This is a genomic window from Pseudomonas sp. NPDC096925 (assembly GCF_044762545.1).
In the GTDB taxonomy this organism is placed as follows: Bacteria; Pseudomonadota; Gammaproteobacteria; order Pseudomonadales; family Pseudomonadaceae; genus Aquipseudomonas.
In genome coordinates, this window is record NZ_JBIWEM010000001.1 from 575428 (window position 1) to 589169 (window position 13742).

The following is a 13742-nucleotide window of genomic DNA, read 5'->3' on the forward strand; positions in this document are numbered from 1 at the left end:
ATAGCGCCGTTCCTGAGGGCGATGATATCCCTGTGGGAGCGGGCGTGCCCGCGAAGGGCTGCGAAGCAGCCCAAAAAACATCCCCATTTAAGCTACAATCCCGCCCTTGTCGTTCAGCACTGCTACAGGATCTTCCATGTCGGTTCCCTTCGTTCACCTGCGCGTCCACTCCGAATTCTCGCTGGTCGACGGCCTGGTGCGGATCAAGCCGCTGGCCAAGGCGCTGGCCGGGATGAACATGCCGGCGGTGGCGATCACCGACCAGAGCAACATGTGCTCGCTGGTAAAGTTCTACAAGACCGCCATGGGCGCGGGCATCAAGCCGATCTGCGGCGCCGACCTGTGGCTGGCTGGTGCCGATCCGGAAGCACCGCTGTCGCGTATCTGCTTCCTGGCCATGAACCCCAAGGGCTACCGTAACCTCACCGAGCTGATCTCGCGCGGTTGGACCGACGGCCAGCGCAACGGCCTGGTCATCCTCCAGCGTGAATGGATTGCCCCTGCCAGCGAGGGCCTGATCGCCCTGTCCGCAGGCAAGGAAGGTGACATCGGCATGGCCCTGCTGGCCGGCAAGGACGATGAAGCCGAGGCCCTGCTGCAGGACTGGATGGCAATGTTCCCCGAGCGCTTCTATGTCGAAGTGCAGCGCACCAACCGCGCCCGCGACGAGGAATATGTGCACGCTGCCGTGGCCCTGGCGGACAAGCTCGGCGCCCCGCTGGTTGCGACCAACGACGTGCGTTTCATCAAGCAGTCGGACTTCGACGCCCACGAAACCCGCGTGTGCATCGGCGAGGGCTGGACCCTCGACGACCCGCGTCGGCCAAGGATGTACAGTGACCAGCAGTACCTGAAGTCAGCCGAGGAAATGACCGAGCTGTTCAGTGACCTGCCCGACGCCATCGCCAACACCGTCGAGATCGCCAAGCGCTGCAACATCCAGGTGCAGCTGGGCAAGTACTTCCTGCCCGACTTCCCCACGCCCAACGGCATGGGCATCGATGACTACCTGCGGCATGTGTCCCACGAAGGCCTGGAAGAGCGCCTGGCGGTGCTGTGGCCGAAAGAGACCACGCCCAATTACGAAGAGAAGCGCCAGGTCTACCTGGACCGCCTGAAGTTCGAGCTGGACATCATCATCCAGATGGGCTTCCCCGGTTACTTCCTGATCGTTATGGACTTCATCAAGTGGGCCAAGAATAACGGCGTGCCAGTCGGCCCGGGCCGGGGGTCGGGTGCCGGCTCGCTGGTGGCCTACGTGCTGAAGATCACCGACCTCGACCCGCTGGCCTACGACCTGCTGTTCGAGCGCTTCCTCAACCCTGAACGTATTTCCATGCCCGACTTCGACGTCGACTTCTGCATGGATGGCCGTGACCGGGTGATCGATTACGTGGCCGAAGCCTATGGCCGTAACGCGGTCAGCCAGATCATCACCTTCGGTACCATGGCGGCGAAGGCGGTGGTGCGAGACGTGGCGCGGGTGCAGGGCAAGTCCTACGGCCTGGCCGACCGTCTGTCGAAGATGATCCCGTTCGAAGTGGGCATGACCCTGGAGAAGGCCTACGAGCAGGAAGAAATCCTGCGTGACTTCCTCAAGGGCGACGAAGACGCCCGCGAAATCTGGGACATGGCCCTGAAGCTCGAGGGCGTGACGCGCGGTACCGGCAAGCACGCCGGTGGTGTGGTGATCGCCCCGACCAAGCTCACCGACTTCTCGCCGATCGCCTGTGACGAAGAGGGTGGCGGCCTGGTAACCCAGTTCGACAAGGATGACGTCGAGGCCGCCGGCCTGGTGAAGTTCGACTTCCTCGGCCTGCGGACCCTGACCATCATCAAGTGGGCGATGGAGATCATCAACCGCGAGCAGGCCAAGAAGAACCTGCCCGACGTCAACATCGACTTCATCCCGCTGGACGATCGCAAGACCTACGAGTTGTTGCAGAAGGCTGAAACCACGGCGGTGTTCCAGCTTGAATCGCGCGGCATGAAGGAGCTGATCAAGAAGCTCAAGCCCGACTGCCTGGAAGACCTGATCGCACTGGTGGCTCTGTTCCGCCCGGGCCCGCTGCAGTCGGGCATGGTGGACGACTTCATCAACCGCAAGCACGGCCGCGCCGAGCTGGCGTACCCGCACCCGGACTACCAGTACGAAGGCCTGAAGCCGGTACTGGCGCCCACCTACGGCATCATCCTGTACCAGGAACAGGTGATGCAGATTGCCCAGGTGATGGCTGGTTACACCCTCGGCGGCGCCGACATGCTGCGCCGTGCGATGGGTAAGAAAAAGCCCGAGGAGATGGCCAAGCAACGTGGTGGTTTCATCGAAGGTTGTGCCAACAACAATATCGATGCGGACCTGGCCGGTAACATCTTCGACCTGGTGGAAAAGTTCGCCGGCTACGGCTTCAACAAATCCCACTCCGCCGCCTATGGCCTGGTGTCTTACCAGACGGCCTGGCTGAAGACCCACCACCCGGCGGCGTTCATGGCCGCCGTACTCTCGGCGGACATGCACAACACCGACAAGGTGGTGGTGCTGGTCGAGGAAGTGCGCAGCATGAAGCTGCGCCTCGATGCGCCGGACGTGAACTTCTCCGACTTCAAGTTCACCGTCAACAACGACGGCCGCATCGTCTATGGCCTGGGGGCGATCAAGGGTGTCGGTGAGGGCCCGGTGGAAGCGATCGTCGAGGCTCGCGCCCAGGGCGGCCCGTTCAAGGACCTGTTCGATTTCTGCGAACGCATCGACCTGAAACGGGTCAACAAGCGTACCCTCGACGCGCTGATCCGCAGTGGTGCGCTTGACCGCCTGGGCCCGCACTTCCATGACGAGATCAAGGCCTACCATGCCAACATCGACCTCAACCGTGCCACCTTGCTGTCGGCGCTGGGCGAGGCCATCAAGGCCGCCGAGCAGGCGGCGCATACCGCTGACAGTGGCCACGTCGACCTGTTCGGCGGCATGTTCGACGAGGTGGATGCCGACGTTTACGCCAACCACCGCAAGGTGCGCGAGCTGACCCTCAAGGAACGCCTGAAGGGCGAGAAGGACACCCTTGGCCTGTACCTCACCGGCCACCCGATCGACGAGTACGAGACCGAGATCCGCCGCTTCGCCCGCCAGCGCATTATCGACCTCAAGCCGTCACGCGATACCCAGACCATCGCCGGCATGATCATTGCCCTGCGGGTGATGAAGAACAAGAAGGGCGACAAGATGGGCTTCGTCACCCTCGATGACCGCTCCGGGCGCATTGAGGCGTCGCTGTTTGCCGATGCCTTCATGGCGGCACAGTCCTTGCTGCAGACCGATGCCATGGTGGTGGTAGAAGGCGAGGTCAGCAACGACGACTTCTCCGGTGGCCTGCGCCTGCGGGTGAAGCAGGTGATGACCATGGAAGACGCGCGCACCAAGCTGGCCGAGAGCCTGCGCCTGAAGGTGGCGCACGAAGCGCTCAAGGGCGACCGGCTGAAGTGGCTGGGCGAGCTGATTACCCGCCATCGCGGCGCTTGCCCGATCACCCTCGAGTACACCGGCAGCGACGCCAAGGCCATGCTGCAGTTCGGTGAGCAGTGGGCCATCGACCCGGCCGATGGGCTGATTCAGGCGCTGCGTGACCAGTTCGGGCGTGAGAACGTCTTCCTGCAATATCGTTGAACCGACAAAAAATTTAATCTCGACCTGAATGCGCCTGATCCCTTAAGGTATGGCGCCAAACGGATCAACCGGCCGGCCGCCTGGCCGTAGACCCAAGACGGATGACTATGAACCCGAATTTTCTCGATTTCGAACAGCCGATTGCCGACCTGCAAGCCAAGATCGAAGGCCTGCGCCTGGTAGGCAACGACAACTCGCTGAACATCAGCGATGAAATTGCCCGTCTGCAAGACAAGAGCAACACCCTGACCGAAAGCATCTTCGGCAACCTGACCAGCTGGCAGATCGCCCGCCTGGCCCGTCATCCGCGTCGTCCTTACACCCTGGACTACCTGGAGCACATCTTCACCGAGTTCGAAGAACTGCATGGTGACCGCCACTTCGCCGACGATGCCGCCATCGTTGGTGGTACCGCGCGCCTGGATGGCAAGCCGGTCATGGTCATCGGCCACCAGAAGGGCCGCGAAGTGCGCGAGAAGGTACGCCGCAACTTCGGCATGCCGCGCCCTGAAGGCTACCGCAAGGCCTGCCGCCTGATGGAAATGGCCGAGCGCTTCAAGATGCCGATCCTGACCTTCATCGACACCCCGGGCGCCTACCCGGGCATCGACGCCGAAGAGCGCAACCAGAGCGAGGCCATCGCCTGGAACCTGCGCGTGATGGCACGTCTGAAGACCCCGATCATCGCCACCGTGATCGGTGAGGGTGGTTCCGGCGGTGCGCTGGCCATCGGTGTGTGCGACCAGTTGAACATGCTGCAGTACTCCACCTACTCGGTGATCTCGCCGGAAGGCTGCGCCTCGATCCTGTGGAAGACCGCCGACAAGGCCGCTGACGCGGCCGAGGCCATGGGCATCACTGCCGAGCGCCTGAAGAGCCTGAACATCGTCGACAAGGTCATCCAGGAGCCGCTGGGCGGCGCCCACCGTGACCCGGCGAAGATGTCGGAAAGCATTCGTGCCGACCTGGTACAGCAGCTGGACATGCTCGGCAAGCTCGACCACGACGCGCTGCTGGCCCGTCGTTACGATCGCCTGATGAGCTACGGCGTTTGATAATGCGGTGAATGGCACCGGCTTTGCCGGTGTTCGCGGGCACGCCCGCTCCCACAGGAATTGCACTGCCCTTGGGGCTTGCACCATACCTGTAGGAGCGGGCGTGCCCGCAAATGCTTTCTTGAATCGAGCGAGGGCTAGATGATCAACCTCACCCCTTGGCTCAACGCCCCCAACTGGTACATCGCCTTCTCCGGCGGCCTCGACTCCACCGTCCTCCTGCACCTGCTGGCCGATTACGCCCGCAGTCACGCATCGCCTCCACTGCGCGCCATCCACGTCCACCACGGCCTGCAAAGCGCCGCCGACGCCTGGCCCGCCCACTGCCAGACCGTCTGCGACAAGCTCGGCATCGAACTCCAGGTCGTCCACGTCCAGGTCACTCCCGGCGCCAGCCTCGAACAGGCCGCCCGCGACGCCCGCTATGCCGCTTTCAAACAAGCCCTCGGTCCAGGCGATATCCTGTTCACCGGCCAGCACCGCGACGACCAGGCCGAAACCCTGCTGTTCCGCCTGCTGCGCGGCGCCGGCCTGCGTGGCCTGGCAGCAATGCCGGGGCAGCGGGTGCTAGGGCAGGGCAGCCTGGTCAGGCCATTGCTGGGCTGCTCCCGCCAGCAACTGCAGGACTACGCCCAGGCTAATGGGCTGGCCTGGATTGAAGATCCGTCAAACGCCGACACACAATTTGCCCGCAACTACCTGCGTGGCGAAGTGTTTCCGCTACTTCAGCAGCGTTGGCCGCAAGCCAGCCAGAATTTCGCCCGCGCCGCCGAGCACCTGGGCGAAGCCCTGGGCCTGCTGGACGAACTGGCCCAGGACGATCTGGCGCTTGCCGGGGAGGGCGCACCGGTGGCCTGGTCGGAGCTGGATTCCCTCGACCTGGCTACCCTGGTGGCGCTGTCGCCGGCCCGTCAGCGCAATGCCCTGCAACACTGGCTGAGCCGGCGCACCCGCCTGCCCGACACCCGGCACTGGGCAGGCTGGGCGGACCTGCGCGATGCCGCCGCCGATGCCCGGCCCGTCTGGCAGCTTGCCGATGGGCAACTGCTACGCAGCCATGGGCGCATCTGGTGGTTGAGCGGCGACTGGCTGCAGTTGCCCGCCGGCGAACTGGCCTGGGCCAATCCCGCCGAGCCTTTGCTGTTACCGGGCAACGGCAGCGTGCGTCTTGCTGGCGCAGTGCCGCTGGACGGCCTGCGCATTGCCTACCGCCAGGGCGGTGAAGTGCTGGACCTCCCCGGCCGCGGCCGGCGCGACCTCAAGCGCCTGCTCAACGAGCTGCAGGTGCCGTTCTTCCTGCGTCCGCGCCTGCCATTGCTGTACCAGGGCGAGCGCCTGCTGGCGGTGGCCAACCTGCCCGGGCGGGTGCAGGCGGATTGCCAGCTGTATTGGCAGTTGCCGACGAACGCGCAAGGTTTGAGCTGAAGGGTACATTCGGGTAGACTACCCTCCCTTCTTGATACAGCTTCTGTGGGTTCCGCGAAAACACAGGAGTTGCCGATTACCAAGCAGTTTTTTGCTGGGCTGATTCTTAAAATGACGAGCGAGCTCCATGCCGGGGATACCCCTGGTCTGTACAGACGCGGCAGTTTTTCGAGATGCACTGTGATTGACGCAGGTGATCGGGGGCTTCGGCCTTCCTTCGCTTTCTCCGGCGGCGCTGGCCGCCTTAACGCAGACTTCTAGGGTTTTTCATGACGCGCTACATATTCGTCACGGGCGGTGTTGTTTCTTCATTGGGGAAAGGCATTGCCTCGGCTTCCCTGGCGGCCATCCTGGAAGCGCGGGGCCTGAAGGTCACCATGCTCAAGCTGGATCCGTACATCAACGTCGATCCGGGCACCATGAGCCCGTTCCAGCACGGTGAAGTGTTCGTCACCCACGATGGCGCCGAGACCGACCTCGACCTGGGCCACTACGAGCGGTTCATCCGCACCACCATGACCCAGAACAACAACTTCACCACCGGCCGCATCTACGAGCACGTACTGCGCAAGGAGCGTCGTGGTGACTATCTGGGCGCGACCATCCAGGTCATCCCGCACATCACCGACGAAATCAAGCGTCGCATCATCAAGGGCGCCGGCGATGCCGACGTGGCCCTGGTGGAAATCGGCGGTACCGTGGGTGACATCGAGTCGCAGCCGTTCCTCGAGGCCATCCGCCAGCTGCGCGTCGAAGTGGGCTCCAAGCGCGCCATGCTGATGCACCTGACGCTGGTCCCTTACATCGCCACCGCTGGCGAGACCAAGACCAAGCCGACCCAGCACTCGGTCAAGGAGCTGCGCTCCATCGGCCTGCAGCCTGACGTGCTGATCTGCCGCTCCGACCACCCGGTCGATGCCTCGTCGCGTCGCAAGATCGCGCTGTTCACCAACGTTGAAGAGCGTGCGGTGATTTCGCTGGAAGACGTCGACACCATCTACAAGATCCCGGGCGTGCTGCACGCACAGGGCCTGGACGACTTCGTCGTCGAGCGCTTCGGCCTGCAGTGCAACGGCGCCGATCTGTCCGAGTGGGACAAGGTGGTCGATGCCAAGCTCAACCCTGAGCACGAAGTGACCATCGCCATGGTCGGCAAGTACATGGAGCTGCTGGATGCGTACAAGTCGCTGATCGAAGCGATGAGCCACGCCGGCATCACCAACCGCACCAAGGTCAACCTGCGCTACATCGACTCGGAAGACATCGAGAACCAGGGCACCAGCCTGCTCGAAGGCGCCGATGCCATCCTGGTGCCGGGCGGTTTCGGCCTGCGCGGTGTGGAAGGCAAGATCACCGCGGTGCAATACGCCCGTGAGAACAAGGTGCCGTACCTGGGTATCTGCCTGGGCATGCAGGTGGCCGTGATCGAATTCGCCCGTAACGTGATGGGCTGGAAAGACGCCAACTCCACCGAGTTCGACCGCAACAGCGGCCACCCGGTAGTCGGCCTGATCACCGAGTGGGCCGATGCCACCGGTGCCGTCGAGACCCGCAGCGAAGCCTCCGACCTGGGTGGCACCATGCGCCTGGGCGCACAGGACTGCCAGCTGGCCGCCGGTTCCAAGGTGCACGATTGCTACGGCAAGGACGTGATCACCGAGCGTCACCGTCACCGCTACGAAGTGAACAACAACCTGCTGCCGCAACTGATCGATGCCGGCCTGGTGGTTTCCGGCCGTTCCGAAGACGGCGCGCTGGTGGAAGTGGTCGAGTCCAAGGACCACCCATGGTTCGTCGCTTGCCAGTTCCACCCGGAATTCACCTCGACCCCGCGTGACGGCCACCCGCTGTTCAGCGGTTTCGTCAAGGCAGCCCTGGCTCAGAAGAACAAGGCCTGATCAATGACCCAGAAGATCATTCGCGTCGGTAACATCGAGATCGCCAACGACAAGCCGTTCGTCCTGTTCGGCGGCATGAACGTCCTGGAGTCCCGTGACCTGGCAATGAAGGTCTGCGAAGAGTACGTGCGGGTGACCGAGAAACTCGGTATCCCGTACGTGTTCAAGGCCAGCTTCGACAAGGCCAACCGTTCGTCGGTGACGTCCTACCGGGGCCCGGGCATGGAAGAAGGGCTGAAGATCTTCGAAGAGATCAAGCGCACCTTCAATGTGCCGGTCATCACCGACGTGCACGAGCCTTACCAGGCCGAGCCGGTAGCCAAGGTGTGCGACATCATCCAGCTGCCGGCCTTCCTGTCGCGGCAGACCGACCTGGTAGTGGCCATGGCCAAGACCGGCGCGGTGATCAACATCAAGAAGGCCCAGTTCCTCGCGCCCCAGGAAATGAAACACATCCTGACCAAGTGCGAAGAGGCCGGTAATGACCAGTTGATCCTCTGCGAGCGTGGTTCTAGCTTCGGCTACAACAACCTGGTGGTGGACATGCTCGGCTTCGGCATCATGAAGCAGTTCGAGTACCCGGTGTTCTTCGACGTGACCCATGCCCTGCAGATGCCGGGTGGTCGCGCCGACTCCGCCGGGGGGCGCCGCGCCCAGGTCACCGACCTGGCCAAGGCCGGCATGAGCCAGGGCCTGGCCGGGCTGTTCCTCGAAGCCCACCCCGATCCGGACAACGCCAAGTGCGATGGCCCATGCGCCCTGCGCCTGGACAAACTGGAGCCGTTCCTGGCCCAGCTCAAGCAACTGGACGACCTGGTGAAAAGTTTTCCGACGGTAGAAACCGCGTAAAGCTCGATTCTCGGGTAAAGTACCGTCCGATCCACCCCTGACCAGTCGGTCAGGGGTTCCCTTCACCCGGCCTGCCCACTGCAAGTCCGCCCGGTGAACGGCAAGAATTTCCTAAGCTAAGTTGTTTTCGTCAATTCTGGAGTGCTTACAACAATGGCAAAAATCGTCGACATCAAAGGTCGTGAAGTTCTCGATTCGCGTGGCAACCCCACCGTGGAAGCCGATGTACTGCTCGACAACGGCATCATCGGCAGCGCTTGCGCGCCGTCCGGTGCTTCCACTGGCTCGCGCGAAGCGCTGGAGCTGCGTGATGGCGACAAGAGCCGTTACCTGGGCAAGGGCGTGCTGAAGGCCGTCGCCAACATCAACGGCCCGATCCGTGACCTGCTGCTGGGCAAGGACCCTGCCGACCAGAAGGCCCTGGACCGCGCCATGATCGAGCTGGACGGTACCGAGAACAAGGCCAAGCTGGGCGCCAACGCCATCCTGGCCGTTTCCCTGGCTGCCGCCAAGGCCGCTGCCCAGGACCAGGACCTGCCGCTGTACGCGCACATCGCCAACCTGAACGGCACCCCGGGCCAGTACTCGATGCCGGTACCGATGATGAACATCATCAACGGTGGCGAGCACGCCGACAACAACGTCGACATCCAGGAATTCATGGTTCAGCCGGTTGGCGCCAAGACCTTCTCCGACGGCCTGCGCATGGGTACCGAAATCTTCCACCACCTCAAAGCCGTGCTGAAGGCCCGTGGCCTGAACACCGCCGTGGGTGACGAGGGTGGTTTCGCCCCTAACCTGGCTTCCAACGAAGACGCCCTGGGTGCCATCGCCGAAGCCGTTGAAAAAGCCGGCTACAAGCTGGGCACCGACGTCACCCTGGCCCTGGACTGCGCGGCTTCCGAGTTCTACGAAGACGGCAAGTACAACCTGTCCGGCGAAGGCAAGTCGTTCGACGCAGAAGGTTTCGCCGAGTACCTGAAAGGCCTGACCGAGCGCTTCCCGATCATCTCGATCGAAGACGGCCTGGACGAGTCCGACTGGGCTGGCTGGAAGATCCTCACCGACAAGATCGGCGCCAAGGTGCAGCTGGTTGGCGACGACCTGTTCGTGACCAACACCAAGATCCTCAAGGAAGGCATCGAGAAGGGCATCGGTAACTCGATCCTGATCAAGTTCAACCAGATCGGCTCGCTGACCGAAACCCTGGAAGCCATCCAGATGGCCAAGGCTGCAGGCTACACCGCGGTGATCTCGCACCGTTCCGGTGAAACCGAAGACTCGACCATTGCCGACCTGGCCGTGGGTACCGCTGCTGGCCAGATCAAGACTGGCTCGCTGTGCCGTTCCGACCGCGTTTCCAAGTACAACCAGCTGCTGCGCATCGAAGAGCAACTGGGTGCCAAAGCGGTTTACCGCGGTCGTGCCGAGTTTCGCGGCTAAGCAAGAGATGGTAAAAAGACAGCAGCCGGAGTTGTAGGAACGTTCGTACTGATCTTTCCTACATTCCAACGGGTTTCTGTCGACGAAGCCTGGCCTCGGCCAGGCTTCGTGCTATTCAAGGCCCCGAAGTAAAAAGTACCCGGCAGCCTTTTTAACCTGGATAACGTGATGCGCAGTCCCTATTGGTTGTTCCTCGTCCTGCTCCTGCTGCTGGGTGGCCTGCAATACCGCCTGTGGGTGGGTAACGGCAGCCTGGCGCAAGTGACCGAGCTGAAGCAGCAGATTGCCGAGCAGCATGCCGAAAACGAGCGCTTGCTCGAGCGCAACCGCGTGCTCGATGCCGAAGTGCTGGAGCTGAAAAAAGGCATGGAGACCGTTGAAGAACGGGCTCGCCACGAATTGGGAATGGTCAAAGAGGGCGAAACCCTCTTCCAGTTGCCACAAAAATGATCGAAACGTTACCGGCCTTCTGGGCCGTGATTCCTGCTGCGGGCGTAGGTGCCCGCATGGCTGCCGACCGCCCCAAGCAGTACCTGGAGCTGGCCGGGCAGACTATTCTCGAGCACAGCCTCGACTGTTTTCTTGGCCACCCGATGCTCAAGGGCGTGGTGGTCAGTATTGCCGAAGACGACCCGTACTGGCCTGGCCTGCGCTGCGCCAGCGACCCGCGCATCCAGCGCGCAGCGGGTGGCCGCGAGCGTGCCGATTCGGTGCTCAATGCCTTGCTGATGCTGCATGCCCAAGGGGCAGCGGACAGCGACTGGGTGCTGGTGCACGACGCCGCGCGACCGAACCTGGCGCGCAGCGATCTGGACAAGCTGTTGTCGGCGCTGGCGGACGACCCGGTGGGTGGCCTGCTGGCGGTGCCGGCGCGCGATACTCTCAAGCGGGCCAATGCCGATGGCCGGGTGGGCGCTACCGTAGACCGCAGCACCATCTGGCAGGCCTATACGCCGCAGATGTTCCGCCTGGGGGCTTTGCATCGGGCGCTGGCCGAATGCCTGGTGTCGGATGTGCTGGTGACCGACGAGTCCTCTGCCATCGAGTGGTCCGGCCAGGCGCCGCGGCTGGTCGAGGGGCGCAGCGACAACATCAAGGTGACCCGGCCGGAAGACCTGGAGTGGTTGCGCCAGCGTTGGGCAGGGCGCCGCTGAATTTCTTGCTCCTGTGCCGGCCTCTTCGCGGGTAAACCCGCTCCCACAGGTACAGCGCAAACCTGAAGGGATGTGCGATACCTGTGGGAGCGGGTTTACCCGCGAAGAGGCCGGCCCAGCCAACATGCCGCTTCAGCCTTGCCGATACTCCGGCAACCCCGCCAATCCTTCCTTCAGGTAATCCACCAACCGCCGCACCTTCGGCGACAGGTGCCGCTGCTGCGGATACAGCGCCCACACCGCCGTGTTCGGCGGTTGGTGCGCCTCCAGCAACGACACCAGCGCGCCACTGTTCAGGTGCTCCAGCACGTAGTAATCCGGCAACTGGCACAACCCCATCCCCTGCAGCGCCGCGTCCAGCACTGCCTGCCCGCTGTTGCAGCGCCAGTTGCCCTGCACGCGCTGGCTGATCTCACGGCCGTCCTGCAGTAGCGCCCACAAGTCCGAACTGCCCACCAGGCAATTGTGCCGCGCCAGTTCCGACAGGCTGTGTGGCCGACCATATCGTTCCAGGTAGGCCGGTGAGGCGCACAGGTACATGCGCCGAGGCGCCAGGCGGGTTGCTACCAGTCGCGAGTCGGCCAGCCGGCCCAGGCGGATGGCCAGGTCCATGCCTTCATGCACCAGGTCGAGGGTGTGGTTGCTCAGTTCCACATCCACCCGCAACTGCGGGTACAGCGCCATGAACCGCGTCACCAGCGGCACGATGAAGCGCTCGCCATAGGCCACCGCGCAGGTCATGCGCAGCAACCCCTTGGGTTCGCTGGCCAGGTCGCCCATGGCGCGCAGGGCTTCCTCGCGGCCATCCTGCAGACGCTGGCAGTGTTGCAGGAATGTCTGCCCGGCCTCGCTCAGGGTCACCCGCCGGGTACTGCGGTACAGCAGGCGCGTCTGCAGCCGTTCTTCCAGCCGGGCGATCTGCCGGCTGATGTGCGACGAGGAAACCCCCAGGCGCTCGGCGGCCGCGGTGAACTGGCCCGACTCGGCCACGGCGACGAATTCGTCGATGCCTTCCCAGCGGCTGCTCATTGATTATCCCTGCATGGCAATAATGTTTTGTCTTTGCCCGGATTATTCATCAAATGGCGGTGAATTACACTGCCAGACTGAATCGACCCTCTGTCTGGAGACCTTTGATGATCAAGTCCCGTGCTGCCGTAGCCTTCGAGGCCAAGAAACCCCTGGAAATCGTCGAAGTCGACGTGGCCATGCCCAAGGCCGGTGAAGTGCTGCTGCGCGTGGTCGCCAGCGGTGTCTGCCATACCGACGCCTACACCCTGTCCGGCGCCGACCCGGAGGGTATCTTCCCGTCGATCCTCGGCCACGAAGGTGGTGCGATCGTCGAGGCAGTAGGCGAGGGCGTCACCTCGGTCGCCGTCGGTGACCACGTCATCCCGCTGTACACCCCGGAATGCGGCAAGTGCAAGTTCTGCCTCTCGGGCAAGACCAACCTGTGCCAGGCCATCCGCGCCACCCAGGGCAAGGGCCTGATGCCGGACGGCACCACGCGCTTCTCCTACAAGGGCCAGCAGCTGTTCCACTACATGGGTACCTCGACCTTCTCCGAGTACACCGTGCTGCCGGAAATCTCCGTGGCCAAGATCCAGAAAGAAGCGCCACTGGAAAAGGTCTGCCTGCTGGGCTGTGGCGTCACCACCGGTATCGGCGCGGTGCTCAACACCGCCAAGGTCAAGCCGGGTGACACCGTGGCCATCTTCGGCCTGGGCGGCATCGGCCTGTCGGCGGTGATCGGTGCGGTCAAGGCCAAGGCCTCGCGTATCATCGCCATCGACATCAACCCGGCCAAGTTCGAAATCGCCCGCCAGCTGGGTGCCACCGACTGCATCAACCCGAAAGACTACGACCGCCCGATCCAGGAAGTGATCGTCGACCTCACCGACGGCGGCGTGGACTTCTCCTTCGAGTGCATCGGCAACGTGCAGCTGATGCGTGCTGCGCTGGAATGCTGCCACAAGGGCTGGGGCGAGTCGGTGATCATCGGTGTGGCCGGTGCCGGTCAGGAAATCGCCACCCGTCCGTTCCAGCTGGTCACCGGCCGTGTATGGCGTGGTTCTGCGTTCGGCGGCGTGCGTGGCCGCAGCGAGCTGCCAAGCTACGTGGAAATGTCCGAGAAGGGCGAGATCCCGCTGGATACCTTCATCACCCACACCATGGGCCTGGAAGACATCAACAAGGCCTTCGACCTGATGCATGAAGGCAAGAGCATCCGCAGCGTGATCCACTTCTGAGGTTTGCC

Annotated in this window: 10 protein-coding genes; 9 read left to right on the top strand and 1 reads right to left on the bottom strand. The window is 63.2% G+C overall.

The annotated features are described in order from the left end of the window. The first annotated feature begins 136 nt into the window (after positions 1 to 136). The 8 genes from dnaE (at position 137) to ispD (ending at position 11485) form a co-directional block, all read left to right on the top strand. Entirely contained in the window at positions 137 to 3661 is a 3525-nt protein-coding gene (dnaE, locus tag ACIQYU_RS02770; protein ID WP_207829435.1) for a DNA polymerase III subunit alpha, read from the top strand. A 107-nt stretch (positions 3662 to 3768) separates the two neighbouring features. After that, on the top strand, positions 3769 to 4716 hold the full coding sequence (accA, locus tag ACIQYU_RS02775) for an acetyl-CoA carboxylase carboxyl transferase subunit alpha (RefSeq protein WP_207829433.1): 948 nt from the start codon (positions 3769 to 3771) through the stop codon (positions 4714 to 4716). A 141-nt stretch (positions 4717 to 4857) separates the two neighbouring features. Beyond that, positions 4858 to 6141 (top strand): tRNA lysidine(34) synthetase TilS, encoded by a 1284-nt coding sequence (tilS, locus tag ACIQYU_RS02780; protein ID WP_402798154.1) that lies wholly within the window; start codon positions 4858 to 4860, stop codon positions 6139 to 6141. A gap of 269 nt (positions 6142 to 6410) precedes the next feature. Further along, positions 6411 to 8039 carry a CTP synthase gene (locus ACIQYU_RS02785; protein ID WP_004375437.1) on the top strand — a complete coding sequence of 543 codons (1629 nt, stop codon included), beginning with the start codon at positions 6411 to 6413 and terminating at the stop codon, positions 8037 to 8039. A 3-nt stretch (positions 8040 to 8042) separates the two neighbouring features. Beyond that, positions 8043 to 8888: a 3-deoxy-8-phosphooctulonate synthase gene (gene kdsA / locus ACIQYU_RS02790; RefSeq protein ID WP_025337985.1), complete on the top strand. Its 846-nt coding sequence runs from the start codon at positions 8043 to 8045 to the stop codon at positions 8886 to 8888. Between the two features lie 153 nt (positions 8889 to 9041). Next, positions 9042 to 10331, top strand: coding sequence for a phosphopyruvate hydratase (gene eno, locus ACIQYU_RS02795; RefSeq protein ID WP_013971266.1), 1290 nt, complete (start codon positions 9042 to 9044; stop codon positions 10329 to 10331). A 168-nt stretch (positions 10332 to 10499) separates the two neighbouring features. Then, positions 10500 to 10781: a cell division protein FtsB gene (gene ftsB / locus ACIQYU_RS02800; RefSeq protein ID WP_004375443.1), complete on the top strand. Its 282-nt coding sequence runs from the start codon at positions 10500 to 10502 to the stop codon at positions 10779 to 10781. Then, a complete protein-coding gene (gene ispD / locus ACIQYU_RS02805) occupies positions 10778 to 11485 on the top strand; it encodes a 2-C-methyl-D-erythritol 4-phosphate cytidylyltransferase (protein ID WP_207829428.1) in 708 nt (235 codons plus the stop codon). Before ftsB ends, ispD begins: the two co-directional genes overlap by 4 nt. A gap of 132 nt (positions 11486 to 11617) precedes the next feature. Here the strand turns inward: ispD and ACIQYU_RS02810 are convergent, their stop codons facing one another. After that, positions 11618 to 12514 (bottom strand): LysR substrate-binding domain-containing protein, encoded by an 897-nt coding sequence (locus ACIQYU_RS02810; RefSeq protein WP_063911522.1) that lies wholly within the window; start codon positions 12512 to 12514, stop codon positions 11618 to 11620. A 107-nt stretch (positions 12515 to 12621) separates the two neighbouring features. On the opposite strand from ACIQYU_RS02810, the gene ACIQYU_RS02815 reads away from it, so the two are divergent. Continuing rightward, positions 12622 to 13734: an S-(hydroxymethyl)glutathione dehydrogenase/class III alcohol dehydrogenase gene (locus ACIQYU_RS02815; protein ID WP_016712915.1), complete on the top strand. Its 1113-nt coding sequence runs from the start codon at positions 12622 to 12624 to the stop codon at positions 13732 to 13734. The last annotated feature ends 8 nt before the right edge of the window (positions 13735 to 13742 follow it).